We start from the raw sequence: 24,160 nt of genomic DNA, 5'->3' as shown, positions 1-24,160 counted from the left end.
GGCAACTGTGGTCGTACTACCATCGCTTGCCATGACGTCATCCCCCAATGGCGCCCGCCGACGACGCCCGGTCCTCGTCCCGGTCGCCCTCGCGCTGGCCGTGGTGGTCATCGGCGTCACGGCCGCCTTCGGCGGCTTGAAGGAGGCCCCGGACGAGCCCCCGCCCACGGTGTCGCCCGGAGACACGATCGACCAGGGGCAGTTCCGCACCCAGTTCATCAAGGCGATCGACACCACCGAGAAGGGCGACTTCGGCACCGACAAGCGCTACCTGGAGCTCGTCCTCAAGGTCACCAACATGGACAAGGAGACCGCCTCGATCGGCGTCATCCCGGACGGAGGGAAGTACTCGCCGTTCGGCTCCTTCGCCGGCTCTCTCCTGCGGACCCGTCCGGAGATCAAGACCAAGTACGGCCCCCAGATTTCCGTGCTCAGCCTCGGCGTCGAGAGTCATCAGCTGCAACCCGGAATCACCACCACAGTCGTGGTGAAGTACGAACTCGAGCCCACCGCGACCGCACCTCCGGAGATCAGCCTCGACGTGGGCTCGTTCGTTTACGAGCAACTCGGACTGCTGAACCAGGGCCACGACTGGATGCTCGCGGGCGCGTACAAGGACGACAAGGGCCCCTTCGAGCCCGAGGTGGCCACGCAGATCACCCTTCCCGTACGGAAGGAGAGCAGCTGATGACGGTCACACAGACGGAGAGCCGTGTTTCCCGTCGCGCGGTCCGCGCCAAGCCGCCGAGGCGCGGTGTGGGGCGGCGGATCGCCGCGGGAGTGGCCGGGATCGTGCTCGCGGCGGCCGCGGTCTACGCGCAGCAGAACTTCTCGATGTCCTTCGAGCAGCGCACCTCCTACCTGACCTACAACGGCAGGATCGGCGAGACGGTGGAGACCAAGCGTTTCACCGTGAAGGTCCTGTCGGTCGCGGCCGCCCGCGCCGTGGACACCACGGACTACTCCAACAAGGTGACCAAGGTGGCCACGAGCAACCTGTTCCTCCTGGTCGACGTCTCGGCGATGAGCGTGCGCGAGCCCTTCAAACTGAGCAGACTCGGTCCCCCCGTCCTCCTGACGGCGGACGGCCGTCGCTACCAGCCGACGGACAAGGTGAACGACGCGCTGACGCTGTTCAACAAGTACATCCAGCCCGGGTTCTGGTCCAGCGGGCTGCTCGTCTTCGAGGTGCCCAAAGACGCGGTGCCGGGCGCCGACCTCGTCTTCGTTCCTCCCGTCAGCCCGCTGGTGAGCGACAACTACGCGCCAGAGGCGCAGATCGACCTGGGCCTGTCCGGCGCCGCCGCCGACCGGCTGATCTCACAGGCGGAGGACTACCACTCTCTCGTGAGCGCGAGCCGATGACCGAGACGCCCATGGACGGAACCCCGCCGAGGAAAGGTCCGGACGCCCGCGACTGGTTCGCTCCCCCGGCCGAGCAACCTTCCGACATCACCTACAGCGGAGCCCTTCCCCCGCCCATTCCGACGGCGCCGCCCTCCGTGCCCATCCCCGGCACGCTGAAGCCGCCGACGGATCTGCGCGTGTGGCCGCCTCTGGAGCCCGAAGGGGAGGACAGGTCCACGCAGCCCTTCCCCGCGCTGCGGACGAACCGGCAGCCGCCTCCCGCGGCGCTCGCGCCCGTTCCCCCGCCCGCCGAAGCGCCTGCGGAGGCACCCGCCGAGACGCCCGCCGAGGTGTCCGCGGAAGTGTCCACTGTGCCCGCGCGGCGTACGGGCCTGCTGGTGGGGGGCACCGTGCTGTCCGTCGTGCTCGCCGTCGGCGCCCCCACCCTGTTCGGCTACCAGGCCTACAAGTACGGCCGCCCCGACTACACCGTCCATGTCGTGCCACCCGGCCAGGCGGGAGTCTGGCAGCACGTGTCATGGCGGGCCACCGTGGAGAAAATCAAGGACCCCACCGGCAAGCCGGAGCGATCCGACCGCCAGTGGTTGAAGATCTCGGCGACCAGGACCGCACTCGACGCCGAAGGCGCCATTCGTCACGGAGAGCCGGCGGAGGTCACGTTCACCGACCGAGCCGGGCGCACGTGGCAGGTGGAGATGGTGAACAACGAGACGCCACCCGACGTGAAGGACAACAAGATCGGCACGCCGTACCGGCTGGAGATGATGGGTGTGGTCCCGCCCTCCGTGGCCGACGAAGTCGAGGTCGTCCTGCGGCCGAGCACCTATCGGGACGTGCCCGGCCAGTCCGCCGCGGACTTCGTGAAGGCCGCCTTCACCTCGACGGAGAAGGACGATCAGGTTCTGCGGTTCCGCCGGTGACCCCGTTCGCCCTCACCCGCGCCCGCAGCGCGGCCAGGTCGAACGTGGCGGCGATCAGGCACATCGTCACCAGGGTCACGACCAGGTCCACGACGTAGACGACCGGCTCACCGGTCGCGAACCACAGATACGGCTCCTCGCTCGCGGTGAGATAGCGACCGGCCCTGAGAAGATAGTCGCCGCCGATGTGCAGGCCGACGTAGCAGAGGGCGAACAGCCCGAACAGCGGGGCGCCCCCGCGCACCGTCAGGCGCAGGGAGTTGAGCAGCGGGATCCATCGAGCGGTCCAGCCGGCGCTCAGCTTCGCGAGGGCGAGACGCGTCCAGTTGTGGGTGCGCTCCAGGTGGACCGCCGCCTGCTCCAGGCGTGTCCCTCTGATCGTGGTCCGCGTGTCCTCCGCATAGGCGCCGTAGACCAGGATGCCGACCGTCAGCCACGTGAGCGGGATGGCGAGGGCGTCGACGACGTGCGGCCAGACGTCGCCCAGCCACTCCGAGGCCTGCTTCCACCCCGGGACGCCGTCCTCGGCACTGGCCGCGAAGTCGTGCCAGGCGGCGACGGCGGACCGGTGGCCGATCCAGTCGGAGCGTGCCCCCACGGCGGCGGCGATCGCGTTGAGCCCGTAGAAAGCGAACGAGAGCTCCCCGAACGTGGCGAGCATGCCGGAGAAACGGCCCTCGCCCGCCTCGTGGCGGCGGCCGAAGTACCACTTGACCACGTAGGCGACGGCCATCGTCGCCAGGGAGACCTTCGGATCGAGGTTGAGCAGCCCGGCCGCCACCCCGCTGTCGTTGCCGCTCCCGGCGTCGAGCACGTACCGGTCCGGCTGCCGCAGCATGTCGATGCCGGCGAACTCCCGGGCGTCGTCGGCGACGAACCCCCAGGTCGTGTAGATACCGGCGAAGACGAGCGCGGTCCGGTTGAGCGAGTTCAGAAAGCTTTCCTTGGCCTCGCCGCCCGCGCGCCTGGCCTGGGTCTCCAGCAGCGCCTCGCGGACGACGTGCAGCATGCCCACGGTCGTGGCGAGGGACGTCATCACGACGAGCGTGAAGAGGAACATCGTCAGGACCAGCCGGGCCTGATACCACGAGCCGTGTGAGACGGTCGCGGCCAGCAGGAGCAGCGCCCACCGCACGAGCCGTCCGGCCGAGAACCAGAGGATCAGCGGCAGGGCGCATTTGGCGAGGATGCGCAGGGCGTTCAGCGGCATCGCGTACGGCGACAGCGTCCAGGAGGCCCGGCGCGGCGCGGCATCCTGGCGAGGGGCGGCAAGTGCGGACGTTCCGGACACCTGCCGCATGCTATCGGCTCTCGCTCCTCCCTACGGAGCGATGAGCTCGACTGTAGGGAAGTAGGTCCGATATCGGGCGGTATCACGAGTGAGCAGCCGGTATTTTCGCACCGCAGCATGCGCGCCTATGAAGAAGTCGGGCAGCGGCGACCTCTTCTCACCACCACGTCTGCGATAGGCGAGAAATGCCTTCCCGGCCAGGAAGGCCGCCTCGAAGGGAACGTCCTCACGCTCGTAGTCCTCGGGCGGCAACGCCTCGTCGAGGCTCTCGATGCTCGCGTAGCCGACTGACACCTCGGAATACACGACCGGATTGACGACCAGTCGTCCTTCGTCCAGAGCCCCGGCCAATGCGTCCGCGGACCATGCCGCCCACTTGGGGTCATCGGTGGCGACGTCGAGCAGGACGCAGGAGTCGACGAGAGTGACCTGCTCACGGACGACGCGCAGGGTGTTACTCGTCACGCAGCAGCCCCATGATCTCGTCGGTCGTCATGGACGTCGTCGCACTGCCTCGGAGTCGCTGCGCGGCACGCCGGCCCCGGGTGCTGCTGCTCTCCCGGCGCACGATCTGCAGGGTGTCGCCCACCTCGATCACGTCGACCTCGTCACCGGGGTGCAGGCCGTACTTCTCGCGGATCTCGGCGGGGATGGTGACCTGTCCCTTGCTGTTCAGCCGCATCGCGCCCGTTCCCATTACGTATTACAAGTATCCCGTAATACTAACGGTCCACAGGAAAACCGAGAAGGCCGGCGCGTTCGCGAGAACGCACCGGCCTTCTTGTGAAGCGGTGGATCAGACGGTGACCGAGAGCTGGGCGACCTCGCCGAGCTTGGCCTCGACGGGGACGTCCTTGGTGACGCCGCCGCCGGCGATGATGCGGACGGTCCACTGGCCGGGCGCGGCGAAGAAGCGGAAGATGCCCTCGTCGGAGACGACGACCTCGCCGGTGAACTCGCCGCTGTGGTCCAGCAGACGGGCGTACGCCGTGCCGGCGCCGGTGACGACGCCCTGGATCACGGCCTGGTTGGACAGGTCGATGCCGGCCGGCAGCGCGACGGTCTGCTCAGGAGCAGCGCAACCCTGGATGGTCATCAGCGGGCCTCCCCCAGCTCGATCGGCACGCCCACGAGCGAGCCGTACTCGGTCCACGAACCGTCGTAGTTCTTGACGTTGGGCTGGTCGAGCAGCTCGTGCAGCACGAACCAGGTGTGCGCGGAGCGCTCGCCGATGCGGCAGTAGGCGATGGTGTCCTTGGCGAGGTCCACGCCGGCGCCCGAGTAGAGCTCGCGGAGCTCGTCATCGGAGCGGAAGGTGCCGTCGTCGTTGGCCGCCTTCGACCACGGGATGTTGCGGGCGGTGGGCACGTGGCCGCCGCGCTGCGCCTGCTCCTGCGGCAGGTGGGCCGGGGCGAGAAGCTTGCCGGTGAACTCGTCGGGCGAGCGGACGTCGACCAGGTTCTGCTTGCCGATCGCGGCGACGACGTCGTCGCGGAAGGCGCGGATGTCGTTGTTGGGCTCCTTGGCCGCGTACTGGGTGGCCGGGCGCTCGACGACGTCCTTGACCAGCTCGCGGGACTCCAGCTCCCACTTCTTGCGCCCGCCGTCGAGCAGCTTGACGTTCTCGTGGCCGTAGACCTTGAAGTACCAGTAGGCGTAGGCGGCGAACCAGTTGTTGTTGCCGCCGTACAGGACGACGGTGTCGTCGTTGGCGATGCCGCGCGACGACAGCAGCGCCTCGAAGCCGGCCTTGTCGACGAAGTCGCGGCGGACCGGGTCCTGCAGGTCGGTCCTCCAGTCGATCTTCACGGCACCGCGGATGTGACCCTTGTCGTAGGCGCTGGTGTCCTCGTCGACCTCGACGAGCACGACACCCGGCGTGTCGAGGTTGGCCTCGACCCAGTCGGCGTCCACCAGAACGGCGGAGCGGCTCATTGGATTCTCCCAGGTTGTAGACGGCGAATGAGCAGGTACGTTTCGCAGCCCAGGCAGAAGCCGAACGCTGCGTTGAGGAAGGCGGCCAGCAGTGCCGCTGCTGTCGCACCCAAGGCCAGTGCGGTGATCCCCGCCGCGAATCCGATCAGTCCCACCATCGCGAACCCCAGCCCGACGGCCTGGGCGAACCGCGGCGGCGCCGCGTCCTCCGTCTCGGCCGTCGGCCCCAGCCTCGGCCGCACGAACCGGCGGAAGACCAGCCCGTACGGCGACGCGTCAGCGGCGCCGAGCGCGAAGACGATCGCCTGCGCGGCGAGCAGCCAGGGATTCTGCGTGACCAGTACGACCGCGAGGACCGCAGTGGTCACGGCCGCGCCGAAACGCGGGCCACGAGGGTCGATTTGCATCGTGGGGATGCTCCTGAAGGATTCTGGGAACGCGGCACGAAGCCGCAGGAATCACCCTCAGGCCATGCGACAGAGCGAGGTCGCGACGCGGCAGAAGTCCACCGCTCGCCGCTTCGTGAGCAGCTCTGTCGTGGGAGTCATGACCACGACAGTACCTTCCGTCTCGGCATCTGTCACACCTTGTCCGATGGCTGAGACGGCCCGTGAGACGCGCCGTCCACGGCCGCGCCGAGCGCAGCGATGACATCGGCCTTGCGCGGCTGGCCGGACGCCCTCTTCACCACGTTGCCCGCCCCGTCGAGGACGAGCACGGTCGGGGTGCGCAGGACGTCGAAGCGCCTGACCAGATCGAGACGCGACTCCGCGTCGATCTCCACGTGCCGGACCCCGGGCACCATGCCGGCCACCTCGCCCAGGACCCGGCGGGTCGCCCGGCAGGGCTGGCAGAACGCGGTCGAGAACTGCACCAGCGTGGCGCGCTCGCCGAGGTCGGCGCCGAGATCACCGCTCGTCACCGGGGCGTGTTCCACGAGCCGCATCCTTCCGTCGCGCCGTCTCAGGACCAGCCCGAGGACCACGCCCAGGACGAGCGTGGCCACGAGAGTCGCGATCCCTGCCATCACCGTCTGCAACCGTACGCCCGGTGCGGCTGATTCCCGCGCCGGATCACGACGAGGTCACGGCGTGGCGGTCACCAGGACGCGGCCGCCCGAGTCGGCGAGCTCGATCCTGTCGATCTGGCCGGGCCGCAGCGCCGTCGAGCCTTCGAGGACCATCTTCTGACCGCGGTACTCGCCTCTGCCCACGGTCCAGCTGCCGAGGGTCGAGACCGTGCCGTCCTCGGCGACCGCGCGCAACGTGCAGACCGTGCCCGCCGGGACTCCGGCGACCCTGGCGACGACCTGTGTCCCGCCGTCGTGCGGCACCAGCCGTACGACGATGCGGACGTCACCGCTGCTCCCGCGCGCCTCGGACGGCACGGGCGACGCCGTGACGGTCGCTTCGGCGGGCGGCGGCTGGACCTTCCTCGCCACCGCCCCCTTGGACGGCGCGGGCGACGCCGGGGCGACGAAGGGCTCCACGAGTGCCTCCGCCGACTTGTCGGCCTGGCCCGGCTGATCCTGCGCCGCCTGATCCTGCGCTGCCTGGTCCGGGGCCGCCTGACCTTGGGCCGCGCGGCTCGCCTGGTCGGGGGCCGCGGCGACCGACCCCACTGCCGTACCCTCCGAGCCCTTCTGCGCCACCGACACCCACGCCGTGCCTCCCACGGCCGCGACGACGACGGACGCGGCGAGCGCCAGCAGCACACGGGACCGGCGTCCGCGCCGGACGGGCGTCACGACCGCGGGCGCACTTGCAGAAACAGCCGCGAAGGCATCCGCGAAGACACCGTCGAGCACGGCGCGCGGCGGCGCGGCGGCGCGCTCGATGTCCTCGGCCGACACGCGGGCCAGCAGCGGCGGCAGCCCGGACAGCTCGGCCAGCTCCGCCCGGCAGGCCGCGCAGGTCTCCAGGTGGGCCTCGACCTCGGCGGTCTCCTCGGCGTCGAGCGCCCCCAGCACGTACGCGCCGAGCGAGATCCGCACCTCCTCGCAGGTCATGGTGCCAGCCCCCGTTCCTCCAGGGCGAGCTTCAGCGCCCGGAGGGCGTAGTAGGTCCGCGACTTCACCGTTCCCGGCGGGATGCCGAGGATCTCCGACGCCTCCTTCACCGATCTCCCCCGGTAGTACGTCTCCAGGAGCACCTCGCGGTGCTCCGCCCTGAGGGAGGCCAGCGCCTCCGCCACTCCCCACGACTCGACGGCCCGTTCCAGCTCGTCGTCGGCGGGCAGCACGGCGAGCGCCTCGTCCCCCGTCTCCTGCGGCCTGGACTTACGGGCCCGGTGCTGGTCGACGACGAGATTGCGGGCGACGGTGAACAGCCACGCGCGAACCGGGCGTCCCTGGAGCCCGGAGGGATGCCGCCAGGCCCGAAGCAGCGTCTCCTGCACCACGTCCTCCGCCCTGCCCGGATCACCGGTCAACCGCAGCACGTAACCGTACAGCGGCCCTCCGTGATCCTCCCAAAGTGCGCGTATGAGCTCCTCGTCGGCGGTTCCGGCTGGACTCACACCTTCATCACGTACGCCGGGGCGCGACGGTTCGGCGGTGTGACGATCGTCACGCGAGCCCTCATCGGAGGGGGACATCGGACGCGGTGCCCTGCACCGCGAGCCCTTCGCTCGTCGACTTCACCCGGGTGATCCTGAGGTTGAGCGGCAGGTTCTTCACCGGCACGTTGAACGAGATGAGCCGCTCCGGGTTCGGCACGGGGATGGCACCGGCGATCTTCACGTTCGCGGGCGTGAGCCGTATCCCGCCCTGGACCACCTGGATCTTCATGTCGGCGGTGACCGGCACCTGGTTCCCGAGCACGGGCACGTTGCCCGAGACGCGGAGTTTGTCGTCGCCGGCGCCCTCGACCTTGATGCCGCGCGGCGCGTGGGCCGACAGGGTCTGCCGGGAGATGACCACGGTCCCCGTCACGCGGTCGGCCCTGATCTCGGTGGCCGCGGCGTTCTGGATCAGGTCGGACAGCGGGGCGGTGACGCCGTACAGCGTGGCGTCGATGCGTTCGAGCTGCACGCCCTCCCGCTCCACCTTCCCGATGCCGATGCTGATCTCCTCGTATCGGCCCGAGATGGCCTGGGTGAGGAACGGTATGCCCTTGACCTGCACAGAGGGGGCCTCCGCCAGGTCGTACTTGGCCTCGATCTGGCGGGCGATCTCACGCTGCACCCCGACCACGGCGACCCGGTCGAGCACGACGAGGACGATGGCCAGCAGGGCCACGGCCACGACCAACTTGCGCATCCGACCCCTCCGAAGGCGCCTTTGTGATCAGAGTAGTCGCTCATCCCCCGGCGAAGGGGGGTAAAACCTCGACCACGGCCCCTTCGGGAAGGTCGATCGTCGCCGGATCGCGCGTACCCGCGGGTGCGCCGTCGACGAGGAAGGAGCACCGGCGCAGCACGCGCTCGACGGCCGGATTCCGCGAGATCCCCGCGAGCAGGTCTCCCAGCGTCTCGGCGTCGAACGGCTCCTCCGGCACGCCGGCGGCCTCCTTGGCCGCCGCCCAGTAGCGGATGGTTCCCCTGGCCATGACGCGCCGCTCCCCTCACTCTCACGTCACCTCACGGAAGCTCTCCGTCACCGTCACGTTACGGTGCTAAACCACGTGACGTGTTGTTCACACGGGTGACGCACATTGGACGCAAACTTCGTGTGGGCTACCCTACGAATTAATGGACTCGGGCGATGTGGCCCCCGGGTCCTTACGTGTTTGTACGGCTGTCGCGGTTTCCAGTGCTGCAAACGGCGCCGAGCCGACATGGTGCGAGGAGGCTCATGTGAGCAATCTGCTCCTGCTGACCAACGCTCTGGAGCCGTCGGCGGAGACACTTCCGGCACTCGGACTGCTGCTGCACTCGGTGCGGGTCGCGCCCGCGGAGGCCTCCGCGCTGATCGACACGCCCCCGGCGGACGCCATCCTGGTGGACGCGCGCCGTGAGCTCGTGCAGGCCAAGAGCCTGTGCCGGCTGCTGCGCACGACCGGCGTCACCTGCCCGTTGATGGCGATCGTGACCGAGGGCGGCCTCGCGGCGATGACGGCGGAGTGGGGTGTGGACGACGTGATCCTCGACACCGCGGGGCCGGCCGAGGTCGAGGCCCGGCTGCGGATGGCGGTCGGGCGGCTGTCGCTGGCCGCCGCCGACGAGGTCCCCGACGAGATCCGCAGCGGCGACCTGTCGATCGACGAGGCGACGTACACGGCCCGGCTGCGCGGGCGCGCGCTGGACCTCACCTTCAAGGAGTTCGAGCTGCTGAAGTACCTCGCCCAGCACCCGGGCCGGGTCTTCACCCGCGCCCAGCTGCTGCAGGAGGTCTGGGGCTACGACTACTTCGGCGGCACGCGCACCGTGGACGTGCACGTACGGCGCCTGCGGGCCAAGCTTGGCGCCGAGTACGAGGCGCTCATCGGAACGGTCCGCAACGTGGGCTACCGCTTCGTCCCCGATCGCGGCGAACAGAACGAGGCCGAACCCGCCAGACGCTGATGGCCCACCCCTGAAGGGGCGGGCCATCACTGTTTAGTCGATCATCGGATGAGGTTGATCCGTCCGGTGGCCGGCGGGGCGATCGGCGAGTGCGCGCCCATGTAGGCGACGAACGCGTCGATGTCCAGCGGGCCGCTCCACAGGTTCGTGCCCTGGGTGAAGACGCTGAAGCCGTCGCCGCCGCCGACGAGGAAGTTGTTGGCGGCCACCCGGATCTGCTGGGTGTCGGTCACCGCAGTGCCGTTGATCTTGATGTCGGAGACCCGCGAGCCCACCGGCTTCGTCGTGTCGAAGGTGTAGGTCAGCGACGAGGACGGCTGCAGGATCCGCTGGGTGATCCCGCCCGTCGCCGGGTCGACCGTCCAGATCTGCTGCTCGAGCAGCGCCTTGAGCTGGGCCCCGGTGAGCGTGACGACCTGCATGAGGTTGTTGAACGGCTGCACCTGGAAGGCCTCGCCGTACGTCACGACGCCGTCGCCCTCGGAGCCGCTCTGGGCGTAGGTCAGGTCGGTGCGGACGCCGCCCGGGTTCATCAGCGCGATCTCCGCGTTGCCGCCGTCCTTGGTCGCCTCGAGCTGCGCGTCGGCGATCAGGTCGCCGAGCGGGGTCTCGCCGACGTTGTTGCCACGCCCGATGTTGGCCGTGATCTTGCCGATCGGCTTGTTGGCGACGGTCGAGACCCGCTCCTGCCAGGTCTTGATGTACGCCTCGGTGTCGGCGTCCGGAGTGACGGTGCGGGTCACCACGTTGTTCTTGGCGACGACGCTGGAGCGGATGACGTCCTTCGTCCTACGGTCGACGCGGAAGTCGATCTGGGTGATCGCGCGGCCGAACGACGAGCCCTGGGTGTAGACGCGGTCCTGACCGGCCGGGTCCTTCACCTTGCAGACGTACGCCTGGTGGCTGTGGCCGCTGATGACCAGGTCGATCTGCGGGTCGAGGCCGGTGGCGATCCGCGAGCCGTTGCCGGGGACGACCGGGCACGAGCTGGGGTCCTGGTTCGGGGTGATGTTGTCGCCCTCGTGGACCAGCACGACCTGCGCCTTGACCCCGTGCTTGGCGAGGTACTTCGACACCTTGTTGGCCGCCGCCACCTCCTCGGTGAACTGGAGGCCCTTGATGCCGGCGGCGGTGACGATGTTCGGGGTGGTCTGCGTCACCAGGCCGATGAAGCCGATCTTCACGCCGTTGATCTTCTTGACGTAGAAGGGCGGCAGGGCGTAGTCGCCGTTGCCCTCCTTGAGCACGTTCGCCCCGAGGTAGTCGAAGCTCGTGCCCGTCCACTGACCGGCCGGGGAGCAGCCGTCGACCGGGTGGCAGCCGCCGTTCATGATGCGGTTGAGCTCGTCGATGCCCTCGTCGAACTCGTGGTTGCCGGCCGAGGAGGTGACCAGGCCGAGCTTGTCGAGCAGGGCGACGGTCGGCTCGTCGTGGTAGGCGGCGGACAGCAGCGGCGAGGCCCCAATGAGGTCGCCCGCGGCCACCAGGAGGGTGTTGGCGTCGCGCAACTGCTTGAGGTGGGCGGCCAGGTAGGACGCGCCGCCCGCGATCGAGTACTTGCCGCCGGGAAGGCCGGTCTGGGTGCCCTTGGCGTCGTCGGTGAGCGGGCCGTTCGGGTCGAGGATCCGGGAGCTGGACCCGGTCGGGGGCTCCAGGTTGCCGTGGAGGTCGTTGATGGTCAACAACCGGACGGGAACGGAGGGACCGGGCTTCTGGTCGTGCTTGCCGGATTGGGGAGCGGGAGATGCGGCGGCCGTGCCCATCGTGAGGGCGGCGACGCCCACCACGGTGGCACCGGCGACGGCCAGTCGCGTCAGGGATGCTCGGGTCATGACCCCCGACAGTAGAGCGGGGATCTAAGCGGGAAATGGCGCAAAGATAACGATTCAGGGAGGGAACCCATGGCGTCTATTGCCAAAGCCCGGTAGGGGAATCGCCGGGCCTTCACCTATCGTGCCAGACATGGACGTACGCGTGGAGATCACGGAACGGCTCGATGACGAGCAGGTGGCGGCGGTGCTCGCCCTGGTTGAGGCGGCCGCCGAGGCCGACGGTGTCGCTCCGCTCAACGAGCATGTGATGCTCCAGGTGCGGCACGGCGGCGATCACGGCGCGAGGGCCGTACTGCTGTATGAGGACGGAAAGGTCGCGGGCTTCGCCCACCTGGATCCGGCGGACCCGGAGGAGGGGCCGAGCGGCGAGCTCGTGGTGCATCCCGCCTTCCGCGGGCGTGGTCTGGGCCGGCGACTGCTGGGCGACGCGCTGGAGGCGAGCGGGGGCAGGCTGCGCCTGTGGGCGCACGGCGACCTGCCCGGCGCCGCCCGTCTCGCCGCGAGCGTCGGCCTGGCCCGGGTGCGCTCCCTGTGGCAGATGCGCCGCCCGCTGTCCGAACCCCTGCCCGCCGTCGCCCTTCCCGAGGGCGTACGGCTGCGCACGTTCGAGCCGGGACGCGACGAGAAGGCGTGGCTGGCGCTCAACGCCCTGGCCTTCGCCACCCACCCCGAGCAGGGCTCCTGGACGCCGGCCGACCTCGAACTGCGGGAGCGGGAGTCGTGGTTCGACCCCGCCGGCTTCTTCCTCGCCGTACGGGGAGACGCGCTGGCGGGCTTCCACTGGACCAAGGTGCACGGCGGCGACGAGCCGATCGGGGAGGTCTACGTGGTGGGGGTCGCGCCCGGCGAGCGCGGCACGGGCCTCGGCCGGGCGCTGACGCTCGCCGGGCTCGCGCACCTGCGCGCGCTCGGCCTCGCCCAGGTCATGCTCTACGTGGACGAGGAGAACACCGCGGCGGTCCGGTTGTACGAGTCGCTCGGGTTCACGCGGTGGAGCACCGATGTGATGTATCGGCGCTGAACGCCGACGGGCCGGTCCCCTTCGGGGGCCGGCCCGTCTCGTATGGAGGCGTCCTCTATCCGAGGACGAGGTTGAGGATGAAGTAGCCGATCGCGGCGACGACGGCCGCGGCGGGGATCGTCAGGACCCACGCGGTCACGATGTTGCCGGCGATGCCCCACCGCACGGCCGACAGCCGCCGCGTGGCGCCCACGCCCATGATCGCGGAGGTCATGGTGTGCGTGGTCGAGATCGGGGCGCCGAACCCGATGGCGGCGGCGTAGAGGACCGACGACGCCGCCGTCTCGGCCGCGAAACCGCGTGGCGGGTCCAGGTGGATGATCCGCCTGCCCATCGTCCGCATGATGCGCCAGCCGCCGGAGTACGTGCCGAGAGAGATCGCCGTGGCCGAGGCCGTGATGACCCACTCGGGAATGCCGCCGTTCGGGGAGGCGTATCCGCCGACGACGAGCGCCAGGAAGATCACGCCCATCGTCTTCTGCGCGTCCTGCAGCCCGTGGCCGAGCGCGATGGCGGCCGCCGACACGGGCTGCACGTACCGGAACCCCCGGCTGGTGCGGTGCGGGTTGGACTTGCGGAAGATCCAGAGAAGAATGGTCATGATGATGCCGCCCAGGATGAACCCGATGACAGGCGACAAGATCATGGGGATGACGACCTTCTCCACCACCCCCGACCAGTGCACGGTCGCGCTGGCGGCGATGGCGGAGCCGCACAGCCCGCCGATCAGGGCGTGACTGCTCGACGACGGCAGGCCGAAATACCAGGTGATGAGGTTCCAGACGATCGCACCGATGAGGGCGCCGCCCACGATGAGCAGCCCGTGGGTGCCGTCGGGAGCGTCGATGATCCCCTTGCCCACGGTGTGGGCCACCGCGGTGCCGAGGTGGGCACCGATGAAGTTCATCACCGCGGCGAGGAGGAGGGCGATCCGCGGCGTCAGCGCGCGGGTGGAGACGGAGGTGGCGATGGCGTTCGCCGCGTCGTGGAAACCGTTCGTGTAGTCGAACACCAGCGCGATGACGATCACGCCGATGACAAGCGCGAGCTCCACTTAGCTTTCCTTGACCGCGATCGTCTCGATCGTGTTCGCGACGTGCTCGAAGGCATCGGCGGCGAGCTCGAGTTGCTCGATCACCTCTCGCATCTTCATGACCGTCAGGGCGTCGTACTCGCCGCTGAACAGCTTCGCCAGCAGCCTGCGGTAGACCTGGTCGGCCTGGTTCTCAAGTCGGTTGATCTCGATCCAGTACTCGTTGAGGTGCTGCATCGAACGCAGACGCGGCATCGCGTCCGCCGTCAGCTCGGCGGCCCGTTCGAGAACCTCTACCTGGCGTACGACCTCCTTGGGCAGGTGGTCGATCTGGTAGAGGACAATCAGGTCGGCCGCGGCCTCCATGTAGTCCATCACGTCGTCGAGATTCGACGCGAGGCGGTAGATGTCCTCGCGGTCGAAGGGCGTGATGAAGCTCTCATTGAGGCGGTTCATGATCGCGTGAGTGCGCTCGTCGCCCGCGTGTTCGCAGGCGCGCATCTTCTCGGCCAGACCCTCCCGGTCCGAACCGTCGCTGATGATCTCGACCAGCAGACGCGATGCGGTGACGAGGTTGTTCGCCGAGTCGGCGAACAAGTCGTAGTAGCTGTCCTCACGGGGCGTGAGACGCAGGCGCACGTCGTTTCTCCAGATGTGCGGGGACGGTCCGCAGAGAAGAGTACGGGTTACCAGTGGAAATGCGAAGTTCAGGCCATGCAAGCCCGCTTGTAACCTACTCTTCCCCTTCCCGCTGCCCAGAACGTCTCCCGTAACACACTTGTTGCCTGAGCCGCTTCAGATCTTGGTGCGGTGGAAGTTCAGGAACGACCTGCTCGGGGTCGGGCCCCGCTGCCCCTGGTAGCGCGAGCCGTACCGGTCCGAGCCGTACGGGAACTGTGCGGGCGAGCTGAGCCGGAACATGCAGAGCTGACCGATCTTCATGCCCGGCCACAGCTTGATCGGCAGCGTGGCGACGTTGGACAGTTCGAGCGTGACATGCCCCTCGAAGCCGGGGTCGATGAAGCCCGCCGTCGAGTGCGTCAGCAGACCCAGCCGGCCCAGGCTCGACTTGCCCTCCAGCCGCGAGGCGATGTCGTCGGGCAGACTGATCACCTCGTACGTGCTGGCCAGCACGAACTCCCCCGGGTGCAGGATGAACGGCTCGTCGCCGTCCGGCTCCACCTGCCGGGTGAGGTCCGGCTGCTCCATGGCGGGGTCGATGTGCGGGTAGCGGTGGTTTTCGAACACCCGGAAGAAGCGGTCCAACCGCACGTCGATGCTGGACGGCTGGATCATCGCCGGGTCGTACGGGTCGAGCTTCACCCTGCCCGACTCGATCTCGGCACGGAGGTCACGATCGGAAAGCAGCACGGGTGCAAGGCTAGTGGGCCCCCTGACCGGGAGGTATCGGGGATCTTCGCGTCGGGACTGCAGGAGCACGCCCCGGATCCGCTACAGTAGGGGCAGCGACGGGCTCCACAGCCGGTCACGCGGGTGTAGTTCAATGGCAGAACATCAGCTTCCCAAGCTGACAGCGCGGGTTCGATTCCCGTCACCCGCTCCACTCTCGCCCCGGGCTCTCCCGAGACGTTGATTTCGCTTCGTCATCACCAATCGGGTCGAGCAGGCCACATGCTCCTTCGATGCCTCCCGAGGAGACCAGGTCTCGGATCGCGGCCGCCATGCCTTCGAACCCGACGCCCCTGATGACGATCAAGTCTGAGCACCAGAAGTACCGGCCATCGAGGCACTCACCAGTACGCGCATCCTTGTCCATGATGTGCTGGATCGCGTCCAGGGTCATGAAGGTCGCATACCGGCGCGAGCCGTCGCGGAAGGTGATTGTTGCGTCTGCCTGGTCAGCAGTGTCCGGCTCGTACCCCTCCCAGGCTGGAATGACCATCTCGAACTCAGGATCCGTAACGCGGTAGAAGGTCCCGTCGAAAGTGATCACCTTGTTGCTCCTCCCGTTGTCGGCCGCGCGGTCTCTGCGACGATGGCGGCCGTGACGTAGAAATCGTCCGGAGCGATCTGCGTCACCGCATCAAGGCGGACTGCCCGCTCGTCCGCAGTGATCATGTGAGCCTCGAAGTGCCGGTAGCTGAGATCCTGCAACCAGATCCGTTCGAGCTCTGCCCAATCTCCACGGTCGAAGACCCCGGCACAGGCCAGCACGTAGCCGCGATCAGGTTGTTCGTATCGCCGGTACGGCGAACTGATACCTCCCTGATCAATGGCGAGTGCCAGAGGTAAGCATCGAAGTCCATTGCCATGCCGTCGAGGTCAGCCCCAGAGCTGGGGAACGACTCGTCCATCACCTGCTGCTTCACAGCGGCAAACTCCGAGGGATCCATCCAAGAAGCGTCCCACCTCCACATCCCGACGCGATCACCGTGCAATTAGCGTGCAACTAGACAGGGTGACGAAGGGTCAACCACGGTCACTCATGACCGGCCCTACGCCCAGGTCAGGCACCCTACAAGCCGTGATCCATGCAATTCCCAAGCTGACAGCGCGGGTTCGATTCCCGTCACCCGCTCCACCCACGAAGGCCCAGGTCAGGACACGAATCCAGACCCGGGCCTTGATCATTTCTACGACTCTTTGATCTTCGCGTGCCATTAGGTCTTGTTCCAGGCTTGGATCTTGGATGCTGTGGTCGGGCCACGGAACCGATCCCAGCGGAAGGACAGCCATGGAGCGCGAACCCATCTACTACATTGCGAAGTCCGAGGGCGGTGACGTCAAAGAAGATCCTCCGAAGACGCCATCTACATGATGATCGAGGATCTCACCCATCCGGATAACACCTACGTCATCATCGAGCCCGACGAAGAGGATTCGACCTGGTTCGCCTCTGTAGCTCTCCTGGAGGACGGACGTTACGAGGTTGAATACCGTGACACTCTCCACCGCGAGCATCGTGTGACTGTCGAGACCGATCTCAGCCACATCGCCAAGGAAACCACGATCTGGCTGGCCCACCACTCAGTGATCAATAGGAAACGCCGCCGGAGCTGACGCAACCACCACTAGATCCATGATCAGCCTGCGGGCAGTTCTTCCGCCTCGGCGACGTCCCGCGCCTGGAGTTGCTTATTGATCGCATCGGTGAATCACCTTGTCCGCCTGGCAACTGCTGGAACATAAAATTCCTGCTCAAACGCGGTCTCGGAGGTCCGCCGCAGGTCAGAGAACCAGCGTAAGAAGAACCCGGTCTACAGGCAGGCTCGTCCACCTCCACATCCCTGGCTTAGGCCTATGGGTGGATCAGGTGCCGCTGTTCCGGTGCTGTTCCGCCAGCGCCACTGCGACACTCGTGGATCGGCTGCGCCTCGCCCCCGTCGAGCAGGTCCTCAATCCTCCCTGCCAAACTGGACACAGGTAGCAAGCAGGTACATAAGTCTGCATCGAGGGTGGGGAAGGAGGCATCCCTTCATGGGAGCACAACAGCCGGATCCGGATATTCACGTGATCAACCGGCGGGCCCTCCTGCGCGCCGGCATCCTCGCCGGAGGCATCCTGACCGGTGCGGCATCCGCGGGCACCGCCGTATTCGCCCGCACCGCTCAGCCGTCGAACAGAACCGCGCCGGACCAGCGTGCCGCCACCCCGGACCAAGCGTGGGCGACCCTGCGCGAGGGCAACCGCCGCTGGGTGAACGGCACCGCCACCCACCCGCACCAGGACGCCGATCGCCGCAGGGAGGTGGCGCAGAAGCAGAACCCGTTCGCGGTCGTATTCTCGTGCATCGACTCGCGGGTCTCCCCCGAGTTAGTCTTCGACACCGGGCTGGGCGACCTGTTCGTGGTACGGACCGCCGCGCAGACCATTGACCCACTGGTGACAGGTGCCGCCGAGTACGGCCCAGCCGAAGTCGGCACCCCGCTCGTCGTCGTGCTCGGCCATCAGCGCTGCGGGGCCGTCACGGCCGCCGCAGAATCGCTGCACGAGCACAAGAAGCTGCCTGGCGAGTTGAGCACGATCGCTTCCGCCCTGCGTTCGGCCTACACGCGTTCGGGCGGCGACGTCGACAAAATGATCCGCATCAACACCGTCGACGTGGTGAACCAGCTCAAGAAGGACAATCTCTTCGCTCCTCGCATCGCCAAGGGCAAGCTCAAAGTCATCGGCGTGTACTACTCGATCGACACCGGCACAGTCACCCGCCTCGTCTGACCCGGCGGGAATAGAACCTCGCCCTGGCGAAAGTGCACGCACCTGCCCGTCGGATCACTCAATCGCTGCCCGATCTCGGATGTCGCGGAGATCCACCACCGAGGAGCACTGCGACACGTCAGCACGTGATCGTGTGCCAGATGCGTGCCAGAACGGACGGCGATCAGCGGTGAATCTCGGGGACTCACGGCCGCTCGACCAGCGCTGACCTGCATCCTCGTTTTCCCAGCTCAAGGGGGCAAGATCAGTAGCCTATTCCCAAGCTGACAGCGCGGGTTCGATTCCCGTCACCCGCTCCACCCACGAAGGCACAGGTCAGGGACAGATTCCCGACCGGGGCCTTGATTGTTTTCGGGGTCATTTCGATCTTCCGTGCCCGTTACGTGCCCGATCCGTCTGGATCTTGCTTGCTCAGCGCCTCCTCGGCGAGCTTCCCGAGCGCGTCGGCGATGGCCCGGTCCCGCTCCATCGCGGTGTGCTGATAGGTCAGCGCGGCCCGCGTGGTCGAGTGTCCCATGCGGTTCATCAGCTCCCGCAAAGTCGCGCCGGGCTGCGAGGCGAACATGTTCCCGGTGTGACGGAGATCATGGAAGTGGAAGCCGCTGAGCTTCGCGTCCTTGAGTGCCTTGCTCCATGTCCGGGTGAAGTTCGCCCTCCGGAGCTGGGCGCCCTTCGGCCCGACGAAGATGAAGCCCTCATCCCCCGCTTCGGCGTACGTCTCCAGGTGCGCCCGGAGATCGGGGAGCAGCACGGCCGGGACGCTGACGATGCGCTTGCCGGCCTCCGACTTGGGAGGCCCGATCGTGACCGAGCCGTCCTAGGACCAACCGAGGCGACTTATAGCTCAACGGGTGCTCGGGGCGAGGCGTCGGGTTCATGAGCGACGCCGTGTCGGAATAGCGCTGCTCGGGCTGCGGCGGGTTGCCGTAGATCGGGTGGTCACTGACCCTCCATGTGAGGTTGCGGTATCAACTGAGGGGTAACGTGGCCGTACCGGTGACTTGTCCCCGCCTGACTCAGGCGCCTGGACGACTTCTCTCGCATCGAGATCGGATGCTGCAATGACTGCTCTGTCAGTCGCCATCACACACGAAGCCGCCCGCACGATCCTCACCCTCCACGGCGAGCTCGACATTCTCTCAACGATCCGCCTGACCGACGCGGTCGACGCCGCCCTGTACGGAGGCCGACAGCAAATCCTGGTGGACGTCGCCAACCTGACATTCTGCGATTCGTCTGGGCTCTGGGCATTGATCAGAGCCAAGCGGACTGTCACCGCCATGGGCGGAACTCTGGAACTCATCAACGTTCACGGCATCCTGCAGCGCCTTCTCGAAATCACCGGAGCCGCGCAGGTTTTCCCTACCGCCTCTGCGAGATGACACCAGGCCTCCCCGTAGTAGATGGTGCAGCCGTCGGCCCAGACCAGCATCGCGATTCGTCGAGCCGGTTCTTGTCGATCCGGCCCCGCGGCCGCTCCCCGCTCGAGTCCTCACACCGCAGGTTTGAGCAGCGGACCGTACCTGACTCCTGAGCACAGGACCGCACACATCCACAACCACCCAGCACTGGTCAGGAGGAGGGCGCGATCTCATGATCTCGGTGTGGACAGTCCTGATAAGAGGTCAGAGCCATGATCACGTGCCGGATGCGTGCCAGAACGGACGGCGATCAGCAGTAAACCGGGGGACTCACGGTCACTCGGCCAACTCTGACCTGCACCCATGTTTTCCCAGCTCAGCACGGCAAGATCAGTAGCCTATTCCCAAGCTGACAGCGCGGGTTCGATTCCCGTCACCCGCTCCACGTACGAAGGCCCAGGTCAGGACAGAGATCCAGACTCGGTCCTTGATCATTTCTGGCACCTGTTCGATCGTCCGCGCCCGTTACGTGACCGATCTATCCGGATCTCGCTTGTTCGCGGCAGGCGATGCGTCTCGTACCCTGGCGTATCTCACCAAAGATGGCACCACTACCGCCGACCGCATCCGGCGAGTGGCATCCGGACGAGCCATGGACGGCAAAAGCACAGAAGACGTACCGTCCCAACAGGAACGCTCACGTGGTGGTCGGCGGCTTGGAGATGACTCCGGATAGGTACGCGGACTGCTCCAGGATCTGGGGGGTGAGCTTGATCCCAGTGAGGCGCTCGATCAGGACGAGCCCCGGCCCCCGGTAGAGCTCCCACTTGTGCTCCCCGCAGTCGCGATCGAGCCGCTCCATGGTCTCCACGAGTTCCTCGGGAACCTCGGAGAAGCCTTCCTGGGCCCAGAAGGCGAACCGGATCTCCCCGTCCTCCACCCAACGAAACTCCTCCAGGCCCTTGATGTCGAGGCGGTAGAGGGAGACCAGGCGGGTGCCCGCCGACAGCGGCACGATGAATTCGTCGTCGGAGCCGAGCCAGCTGTTGTACTGCGCGACGAACGCCCAGTCACCGACGGCTGTCACCGCGACGAACTCGGTCTTGTAGTCGTAGCGAGCGCCGGCGTCGATCGACTCATCGAGCGTCATCCAGGAGAAGTCTTCTACTCGGCCACCCATCCGGGCTACGAGCTGCTCGGGCGTGAGCCCTCGGACGAAGATGAAGCTGTAAGCCTCCGCGAGGCCGGAGGCGGCGAACCAGGCGTAGTCGCCGAAGTGCGTGATCACGCAGCGATCATGGCAGAGCCGACCGACACAACCTGCCGAGGAATCAGTCCCTCCTGACCAATCGTCGATCGGCGGCAGGGCCGATAAGGAAAAGATCATGTCCATGATCGCGTGCCAGAACAGGCGGGGAACCGGTCACTCATGGGAACTCACGGCCACTCCACCAGCACTGACCTGCATCCTCGTTTTCCCATCTGGCGCTTCCGGCCACCGATCAGATCGATTGGCTCGAGACCTCGCCTCCGGCGGGGGCACTCCGGCTCCGGGGTGATCACCAAAGTCCTGCCCATCGTGGCCGGCCGTAACTGGCTGAGGTAGGGGACCTGATCACCCCGCCCGCCATCGTCCCGGGACAAGCCGTGCGGACCAAGGCTGCCGAATCCGCTACCCCTTCCGGCGGGTCGACGGCACACGGGTGATCAGGAAGGCGAAGGCTTGCGCGCCGCGCATGAGAAAGTGACCTTGTGGTCGACCACCCCTCTGGATCCATCGACTACTGGCTCGCGGTTTGGGAGTTGAACAGCTTCTACGCCCGTCAGCCCGAGCAAGGCGAAGGACAGCGAATGTGGGCGGAGACGGCCATGTACGCGCTTGCCAGAGCCGAGGCCGCAGGGCTGGACGCAATCACCGCCAACGTGAGCCGCTTCCACCTACGCGCATGTTTGATCAAGAACCTCGGCCCCACGCGTTCACCCCTCCTGAACCCCGATGCCCTCGCCATGGACATCCTCGCAGCCCTCCCCATTCAGCTGGAGGACGCCGCAGAATGGGCCACCAACTGGCAGCAGCGGCCCCACCCGGACATCTTGACCCTCCGTCAGTGCAAGAACCTATTGGCACCGGCCCAGACCATCCGTCGCTACCTGTCGACGACGCTGACAGCAAGAGCGCTGGATCAGTGGCTTGCTCTCCGCGAGCAACTTCCCTAGCTGTTCGGAACAGGGGTAGGCGCGTGATCGCCGCCGGGCCGTTAGCGGGCCATTAGGCAGGGTGACGAGGGGGCAACTACGGTCACTCATGACCGGCCCGCAGCCCAGGTCTGCGCCTGGCCGCCGGCGCCCTACGCCCGCTGCGCGACCGGACGCGCCTGGCCTGGACGAGGCGTTGATCCGTCAACCGTTTGCTCAGACGGGAAGTTCGGTGATGCTGAGGGCGAAGTCCAAGTGCCCCACCCCGTGGTTGGCGAGGCCCACCGTGACCACGCCCGCTCCTTCCAGCCAGTGCGCCATCTTCAGGTCGCCGACGTCCAGCGGGCGCAGCCCGAGGCTCTCGATGAACGCCTCCACGCTTGCCTTGGCCTGCGCATTATCGCCAGCGATGAAGACGTCGGGCCGGCCCTTCTCCAGGACATGACGGAAGATGGTGTTGAACGCCTTCACCACGCTGGCGCTGGCCGGGGCCGCCTTGGCGACTTCCTGCGCGATCGAGGTCTCCTCGCGGTGGGCTAGCCCGTCGAACGTGGAATTGAAGGGATTGCTGATGTCGACGATGACCTTGCCCGCGAGAGCGTCCCCGTACTGGGCGACGACCGGCACGACACCGTCGTACAACAGGGCCACGATGACGATGTCCCCGGCCGGAGCGGTGCCCCATTCTCCCGTCGTGGCGCCGCCGCCGAGAGCCTTGGCCAGGTCAGCGGCCTTGGACTGATCGCGGCCCATGACCTCGACGGTGTTGCCGCCCGCTATCGCCCGCGCGCCGATGGTGCGGGCCATATTCCCGGTGCCAATAATGCTGATGTTGCTCATGAATGTCCTGCCCCGGTTGTCCGTTGTTCGGTTCAGATGGCGGTGGTGCCGCCGTCGACGACGAGTTCCATGCCGTTGACGTAGCTGGAGTCGTCGGAGGCGAGGAAGAGAGCGACGGTGGCGATTTCGTCAGGGCGGCCCATCTGGCCGCGAGGGATGAGGGACTCGAACTGGCGCTTGGTGGCCTCGTCAAAGAGTTCTTCCTGCTTGGCAGTGGCGACCTGGCCGGGGGTCAGGACGTTGACGCGGATGCGGCGGTCCTTGAGCTCGTTGAGCCAGACGCGGGCCCAGGCCTGCTGGACGGCCTTGCTGCCGGCGTAGACGCTCCAGCCGGGGAAGGCGCCGAGGGAGGCGTTGGAGCCGGTCATGAGGATGGAGCCGCCGTCGTTGAAGAGCGGGAGGGCCTTCTGGACGGTGAAAAGGGTGCCGCGGGCGTTGAGCCCGAACCAGGTGTCGAACTGGGCCTCGGTGATCTCGCCGAGCGGGGCGGGCTCGCCGCCGCCGGCGCTGGCCCACAGCACGTCGAGGCTTCCCTTCTCCCGCTTGACAGTGTCGTACAGGCGGTCCAGGTCGTCCAGGTCGGCGGCGTCGCCCTGGACGCCGGTGACATTGCGGCCGATCTGCTTCACGGCCTCGTCCAGGGCCTCCTGACGGCGGCCGGTGATGAAGACGTGCGCTCCCTCATCGACGAACAGCTTCGCGCCGGCCAGCGCCATGCCGGTGGTGCCGCCGGTGATGACCGCGACCTTGCCGTCAAGCTTTCCCATAGTCGCTTCCTTGGGTCGGTGGTGCCGTGCGCACCAGGGGTAACGATGTTATGTACACCGATCTGTGTGCTTACGGTATGGGGTGGGCGACCGGGACGCAAACTATGTACACCGGTCGTTACCCAGCCGGCGTACCATGGACCCATGACGGAGTTGGAGAAGGGCCCCAAGGGCCGCCGCCGGGGCCGGGGCGCCCGCGAGCGCATCCTCAGCGCATCCCAACAGCTGTTCCGCGAGCAGGGCATCAACCGCACCGGCATGGACCAGCTTTGCGCGGCGGCCCAGGTGTCCAAGCGCACGGCCTACCAGCACTTCACCGGCAAGGACGAACTCGTCGCCGAGTACCTGCGCCAGTTCGACCCCTCCGTTCTGTCCGGCGTGTTCGACCGCACCGACCTCACGCCCCGCGAACGGCTCCTCGCCGCCTTCGACGTCCCCCCCACCACCCCCCTGTGCCCCTACATCGGCGCCGCCGTCGAACTCCACGACCCCGAGCACCCCGCATCCCAGTACGCACGCGACTACAAGAAAGCCGTCGCCGCGCGGCTCGCCGACACCGCCCGCGAAGCCGGCGCCGCCGACCCTGAACAGCTCGGCGAGCAGCTCGCGCTGCTCATCGACGGCGCCGCGGCCCGCACCCGGGTCCTCAACGCCGACGCCTTCCCCACCGCCGCCGCCATCGCCGCCGTCCTCATCGACACCGCCATCCCCGCCACAGCCGGCGATGACCGGCGACGGGAGGAAGTGTCAAATTAACGTGGCACTTCGCGGCCGGGCTGGACGTGCACCCGCTGGTACGCGACACCAGCCGCCCGGCATCTGTCCCGGGGTCGTCAACGAGCACCGAACGGAGTGCCATGTGATTGGCTATGCGAGTGTCGGCAAACGATCATTTGACGACAGGCGTCGGGCGC

31 protein-coding genes and 1 tRNA gene are annotated in these 24,160 nt (G+C 67.4%); 11 read left to right on the top strand and 21 right to left on the bottom strand.

Translation table 11 applies throughout. The features are described 5' to 3' along the window. Nucleotides 1-31: 31 nt before the first annotated feature. The 3 genes from FLW16_RS35400 to FLW16_RS35390 are packed head-to-tail and all read left to right on the top strand — an operon-like array spanning nt 32 to nt 2,288. The gene (locus tag FLW16_RS35400; RefSeq protein ID WP_142564911.1) at nt 32-688 is read left to right on the top strand and encodes a hypothetical protein; all 657 of its coding nucleotides are present in this window, start codon (nt 32-34) and stop codon (nt 686-688) included. Then, the gene (locus tag FLW16_RS35395; protein ID WP_142564909.1) at nt 688-1,365 is read left to right on the top strand and encodes a DUF4352 domain-containing protein; all 678 of its coding nucleotides are present in this window, start codon (nt 688-690) and stop codon (nt 1,363-1,365) included. Before FLW16_RS35400 ends, FLW16_RS35395 begins: the two co-directional genes overlap by 1 nt. Further along, nucleotides 1,362-2,288: a hypothetical protein gene (locus FLW16_RS35390; RefSeq protein WP_142564907.1), complete on the top strand. Its 927-nt coding sequence runs from the start codon at nt 1,362-1,364 to the stop codon at nt 2,286-2,288. Before FLW16_RS35395 ends, FLW16_RS35390 begins: the two co-directional genes overlap by 4 nt. On the opposite strand, the gene FLW16_RS35385 is transcribed toward FLW16_RS35390, so the two are convergent. The 11 genes from FLW16_RS35385 to FLW16_RS35335 all read right to left on the bottom strand — a co-directional run bounded on the left by FLW16_RS35385 (nt 2,242) and on the right by FLW16_RS35335 (nt 9,062). Then, nucleotides 2,242-3,579, bottom strand: a complete 1,338-nt coding sequence (locus tag FLW16_RS35385) for a hypothetical protein (protein ID WP_142564906.1) — start codon at nt 3,577-3,579, stop codon at nt 2,242-2,244. The genes FLW16_RS35390 and FLW16_RS35385 overlap by 47 nt on opposite strands. A gap of 30 nt (nt 3,580-3,609) precedes the next feature. Next, nucleotides 3,610-4,044: a type II toxin-antitoxin system VapC family toxin gene (locus FLW16_RS35380; protein WP_221891440.1), complete on the bottom strand. Its 435-nt coding sequence runs from the start codon at nt 4,042-4,044 to the stop codon at nt 3,610-3,612. Then, nucleotides 4,034-4,261, bottom strand: a complete 228-nt coding sequence (locus FLW16_RS35375) for an AbrB/MazE/SpoVT family DNA-binding domain-containing protein (protein ID WP_142564904.1) — start codon at nt 4,259-4,261, stop codon at nt 4,034-4,036. The genes FLW16_RS35380 and FLW16_RS35375 overlap by 11 nt, the downstream gene beginning before the upstream one ends. Nucleotides 4,262-4,375: 114 nt before the next feature. Further along, the gene (locus FLW16_RS35370) at nt 4,376-4,675 is read right to left on the bottom strand and encodes a DUF1416 domain-containing protein (protein WP_142564902.1); all 300 of its coding nucleotides are present in this window, start codon (nt 4,673-4,675) and stop codon (nt 4,376-4,378) included. Next, on the bottom strand, nt 4,675-5,514 hold the full coding sequence (locus FLW16_RS35365) for a sulfurtransferase (RefSeq protein WP_142564900.1): 840 nt from the start codon (nt 5,512-5,514) through the stop codon (nt 4,675-4,677). The genes FLW16_RS35370 and FLW16_RS35365 overlap by 1 nt, the downstream gene beginning before the upstream one ends. Further along, nucleotides 5,511-5,921 (bottom strand): DUF4395 domain-containing protein, encoded by a 411-nt coding sequence (locus FLW16_RS35360; protein ID WP_142564898.1) that lies wholly within the window; start codon nt 5,919-5,921, stop codon nt 5,511-5,513. Before FLW16_RS35360 ends, FLW16_RS35365 begins: the two co-directional genes overlap by 4 nt. Before the next feature lie 173 nt (nt 5,922-6,094). Then, nucleotides 6,095-6,460 carry a thioredoxin family protein gene (locus FLW16_RS35355; RefSeq protein ID WP_260615943.1) on the bottom strand — a complete coding sequence of 122 codons (366 nt, stop codon included), beginning with the start codon at nt 6,458-6,460 and terminating at the stop codon, nt 6,095-6,097. Nucleotides 6,461-6,598: 138 nt separating this feature from the next. Further along, complete coding sequence (locus tag FLW16_RS45610) at nt 6,599-7,522, bottom strand: anti-sigma factor (protein WP_142564896.1); 924 nt, start codon at nt 7,520-7,522, stop codon at nt 6,599-6,601. Further along, nucleotides 7,519-8,031 carry a sigma-70 family RNA polymerase sigma factor gene (locus tag FLW16_RS35345; protein ID WP_256862628.1) on the bottom strand — a complete coding sequence of 171 codons (513 nt, stop codon included), beginning with the start codon at nt 8,029-8,031 and terminating at the stop codon, nt 7,519-7,521. The genes FLW16_RS45610 and FLW16_RS35345 overlap by 4 nt, the downstream gene beginning before the upstream one ends. A gap of 61 nt (nt 8,032-8,092) precedes the next feature. Continuing rightward, a complete protein-coding gene (locus FLW16_RS35340) occupies nt 8,093-8,773 on the bottom strand; it encodes a DUF2993 domain-containing protein (RefSeq protein WP_142564893.1) in 681 nt (226 codons plus the stop codon). 40 nt (nt 8,774-8,813) lie between these two features. Then, on the bottom strand, nt 8,814-9,062 hold the full coding sequence (locus tag FLW16_RS35335) for a MoaD/ThiS family protein (protein ID WP_139580713.1): 249 nt from the start codon (nt 9,060-9,062) through the stop codon (nt 8,814-8,816). A gap of 247 nt (nt 9,063-9,309) precedes the next feature. On the opposite strand from FLW16_RS35335, the gene FLW16_RS35330 reads away from it, so the two are divergent. Continuing rightward, nucleotides 9,310-10,017 carry a response regulator transcription factor gene (locus FLW16_RS35330; protein WP_142564892.1) on the top strand — a complete coding sequence of 236 codons (708 nt, stop codon included), beginning with the start codon at nt 9,310-9,312 and terminating at the stop codon, nt 10,015-10,017. Between the two features lie 41 nt (nt 10,018-10,058). Here the strand turns inward: FLW16_RS35330 and FLW16_RS35325 are convergent, their stop codons facing one another. Next, nucleotides 10,059-11,849 (bottom strand): bifunctional UDP-sugar hydrolase/5'-nucleotidase, encoded by a 1,791-nt coding sequence (locus FLW16_RS35325; protein ID WP_142564889.1) that lies wholly within the window; start codon nt 11,847-11,849, stop codon nt 10,059-10,061. A 130-nt stretch (nt 11,850-11,979) separates the two neighbouring features. Between FLW16_RS35325 and mshD the strand changes: the two genes are divergently transcribed. Beyond that, nucleotides 11,980-12,870, top strand: coding sequence for a mycothiol synthase (mshD, locus tag FLW16_RS35320; protein WP_142564887.1), 891 nt, complete (start codon nt 11,980-11,982; stop codon nt 12,868-12,870). A gap of 55 nt (nt 12,871-12,925) precedes the next feature. On the opposite strand, the gene FLW16_RS35315 is transcribed toward mshD, so the two are convergent. The 3 genes from FLW16_RS35315 to dcd all read right to left on the bottom strand — a co-directional run bounded on the left by FLW16_RS35315 (nt 12,926) and on the right by dcd (nt 15,274). Beyond that, nucleotides 12,926-13,924: an inorganic phosphate transporter gene (locus FLW16_RS35315; RefSeq protein ID WP_142564885.1), complete on the bottom strand. Its 999-nt coding sequence runs from the start codon at nt 13,922-13,924 to the stop codon at nt 12,926-12,928. Next, nucleotides 13,925-14,542 carry a DUF47 domain-containing protein gene (locus FLW16_RS35310; protein WP_030510423.1) on the bottom strand — a complete coding sequence of 206 codons (618 nt, stop codon included), beginning with the start codon at nt 14,540-14,542 and terminating at the stop codon, nt 13,925-13,927. 156 nt (nt 14,543-14,698) lie between these two features. Then, nucleotides 14,699-15,274 (bottom strand): dCTP deaminase, encoded by a 576-nt coding sequence (dcd, locus tag FLW16_RS35305; RefSeq protein ID WP_142564883.1) that lies wholly within the window; start codon nt 15,272-15,274, stop codon nt 14,699-14,701. 119 nt (nt 15,275-15,393) lie between these two features. Between dcd and FLW16_RS35300 the strand changes: the two genes are divergently transcribed. Continuing rightward, a tRNA-Gly gene (locus tag FLW16_RS35300) sits at nt 15,394-15,467 on the top strand. Here FLW16_RS35300 and FLW16_RS35295 read toward each other — a convergent pair. Both FLW16_RS35295 and FLW16_RS35290 read right to left on the bottom strand, forming a co-directional pair. Next, nucleotides 15,456-15,857: a hypothetical protein gene (locus tag FLW16_RS35295; RefSeq protein ID WP_142564881.1), complete on the bottom strand. Its 402-nt coding sequence runs from the start codon at nt 15,855-15,857 to the stop codon at nt 15,456-15,458. The genes FLW16_RS35300 and FLW16_RS35295 overlap by 12 nt on opposite strands. Next, complete coding sequence (locus tag FLW16_RS35290) at nt 15,854-16,078, bottom strand: hypothetical protein (RefSeq protein WP_142564879.1); 225 nt, start codon at nt 16,076-16,078, stop codon at nt 15,854-15,856. Before FLW16_RS35290 ends, FLW16_RS35295 begins: the two co-directional genes overlap by 4 nt. A gap of 600 nt (nt 16,079-16,678) precedes the next feature. Here FLW16_RS35290 and FLW16_RS35285 point away from each other — a divergent pair. Together FLW16_RS35285 and FLW16_RS35280 are read left to right on the top strand one after the other, a co-directional pair. Next, entirely contained in the window at nt 16,679-16,924 is a 246-nt protein-coding gene (locus FLW16_RS35285; RefSeq protein ID WP_221891439.1) for a hypothetical protein, read from the top strand. A gap of 417 nt (nt 16,925-17,341) precedes the next feature. Beyond that, nucleotides 17,342-18,082, top strand: coding sequence for a carbonic anhydrase (locus tag FLW16_RS35280; RefSeq protein ID WP_142564878.1), 741 nt, complete (start codon nt 17,342-17,344; stop codon nt 18,080-18,082). Between the two features lie 379 nt (nt 18,083-18,461). On the opposite strand, the gene FLW16_RS35275 is transcribed toward FLW16_RS35280, so the two are convergent. Further along, nucleotides 18,462-18,833 (bottom strand): tyrosine-type recombinase/integrase, encoded by a 372-nt coding sequence (locus FLW16_RS35275; protein WP_221891438.1) that lies wholly within the window; start codon nt 18,831-18,833, stop codon nt 18,462-18,464. Nucleotides 18,834-19,143: 310 nt separating this feature from the next. Here FLW16_RS35275 and FLW16_RS35270 point away from each other — a divergent pair, with 310 nt between their 5' ends. After that, nucleotides 19,144-19,464, top strand: coding sequence for an STAS domain-containing protein (locus tag FLW16_RS35270; protein WP_142564874.1), 321 nt, complete (start codon nt 19,144-19,146; stop codon nt 19,462-19,464). A 676-nt stretch (nt 19,465-20,140) separates the two neighbouring features. Here the strand turns inward: FLW16_RS35270 and FLW16_RS35265 are convergent. Further along, a complete protein-coding gene (locus tag FLW16_RS35265) occupies nt 20,141-20,731 on the bottom strand; it encodes a DUF6461 domain-containing protein (RefSeq protein WP_142564872.1) in 591 nt (196 codons plus the stop codon). Between the two features lie 464 nt (nt 20,732-21,195). Here FLW16_RS35265 and FLW16_RS35260 point away from each other — a divergent pair, with 464 nt between their 5' ends. After that, complete coding sequence (locus FLW16_RS35260) at nt 21,196-21,660, top strand: hypothetical protein (RefSeq protein ID WP_142564871.1); 465 nt, start codon at nt 21,196-21,198, stop codon at nt 21,658-21,660. Nucleotides 21,661-21,855: 195 nt separating this feature from the next. Here FLW16_RS35260 and FLW16_RS35255 read toward each other — a convergent pair whose 3' ends face one another. Next, nucleotides 21,856-22,479 carry an NADPH-dependent F420 reductase gene (locus FLW16_RS35255; protein ID WP_142564869.1) on the bottom strand — a complete coding sequence of 208 codons (624 nt, stop codon included), beginning with the start codon at nt 22,477-22,479 and terminating at the stop codon, nt 21,856-21,858. Nucleotides 22,480-22,511: 32 nt separating this feature from the next. Then, a complete protein-coding gene (locus FLW16_RS35250; protein ID WP_142564867.1) occupies nt 22,512-23,246 on the bottom strand; it encodes an SDR family NAD(P)-dependent oxidoreductase in 735 nt (244 codons plus the stop codon). A gap of 144 nt (nt 23,247-23,390) precedes the next feature. Here FLW16_RS35250 and FLW16_RS35245 point away from each other — a divergent pair, with 144 nt between their 5' ends. Further along, nucleotides 23,391-24,002 (top strand): TetR/AcrR family transcriptional regulator, encoded by a 612-nt coding sequence (locus FLW16_RS35245; protein WP_142564865.1) that lies wholly within the window; start codon nt 23,391-23,393, stop codon nt 24,000-24,002. Nucleotides 24,003-24,160: the final 158 nt, after the last annotated feature.

It is taken from the genome of Microbispora sp. KK1-11 (assembly GCF_006874435.1).
Classification (GTDB): Bacteria; Actinomycetota; Actinomycetes; order Streptosporangiales; family Streptosporangiaceae; genus Microbispora; species Microbispora catharanthi.
This window is presented reverse-complemented; position numbering and strand designations above follow the sequence as displayed.

Coding starts and splice junctions, on each gene's coding strand:
- FLW16_RS35400 (WP_142564911.1), top strand. CDS start 32: ATGACGTCATCCCCCAATGGCGCCCGCCGACGACGCCCGGTCCTCGTC.
- FLW16_RS35395 (WP_142564909.1), top strand. CDS start 688: ATGACGGTCACACAGACGGAGAGCCGTGTTTCCCGTCGCGCGGTCCGC.
- FLW16_RS35390 (WP_142564907.1), top strand. CDS start 1,362: ATGACCGAGACGCCCATGGACGGAACCCCGCCGAGGAAAGGTCCGGAC.
- FLW16_RS35375 (WP_142564904.1), bottom strand. CDS start 4,261: ATGCGGCTGAACAGCAAGGGACAGGTCACCATCCCCGCCGAGATCCGC.
- FLW16_RS35370 (WP_142564902.1), bottom strand. CDS start 4,675: ATGACCATCCAGGGTTGCGCTGCTCCTGAGCAGACCGTCGCGCTGCCG.
- FLW16_RS35365 (WP_142564900.1), bottom strand. CDS start 5,514: ATGAGCCGCTCCGCCGTTCTGGTGGACGCCGACTGGGTCGAGGCCAAC.
- FLW16_RS35360 (WP_142564898.1), bottom strand. CDS start 5,921: ATGCAAATCGACCCTCGTGGCCCGCGTTTCGGCGCGGCCGTGACCACT.
- FLW16_RS35355 (WP_260615943.1), bottom strand. CDS start 6,460: ATGCGGCTCGTGGAACACGCCCCGGTGACGAGCGGTGATCTCGGCGCC.
- FLW16_RS45610 (WP_142564896.1), bottom strand. CDS start 7,522: ATGACCTGCGAGGAGGTGCGGATCTCGCTCGGCGCGTACGTGCTGGGG.
- FLW16_RS35340 (WP_142564893.1), bottom strand. CDS start 8,773: ATGCGCAAGTTGGTCGTGGCCGTGGCCCTGCTGGCCATCGTCCTCGTC.
- FLW16_RS35335 (WP_139580713.1), bottom strand. CDS start 9,062: ATGGCCAGGGGAACCATCCGCTACTGGGCGGCGGCCAAGGAGGCCGCC.
- FLW16_RS35325 (WP_142564889.1), bottom strand. CDS start 11,849: ATGACCCGAGCATCCCTGACGCGACTGGCCGTCGCCGGTGCCACCGTG.
- mshD (WP_142564887.1), top strand. CDS start 11,980: ATGGACGTACGCGTGGAGATCACGGAACGGCTCGATGACGAGCAGGTG.
- FLW16_RS35285 (WP_221891439.1), top strand. CDS start 16,679: ATGATGATCGAGGATCTCACCCATCCGGATAACACCTACGTCATCATC.
- FLW16_RS35280 (WP_142564878.1), top strand. CDS start 17,342: ATGGGAGCACAACAGCCGGATCCGGATATTCACGTGATCAACCGGCGG.
- FLW16_RS35270 (WP_142564874.1), top strand. CDS start 19,144: ATGACTGCTCTGTCAGTCGCCATCACACACGAAGCCGCCCGCACGATC.
- FLW16_RS35255 (WP_142564869.1), bottom strand. CDS start 22,479: ATGAGCAACATCAGCATTATTGGCACCGGGAATATGGCCCGCACCATC.
- FLW16_RS35250 (WP_142564867.1), bottom strand. CDS start 23,246: ATGGGAAAGCTTGACGGCAAGGTCGCGGTCATCACCGGCGGCACCACC.
- FLW16_RS35245 (WP_142564865.1), top strand. CDS start 23,391: ATGACGGAGTTGGAGAAGGGCCCCAAGGGCCGCCGCCGGGGCCGGGGC.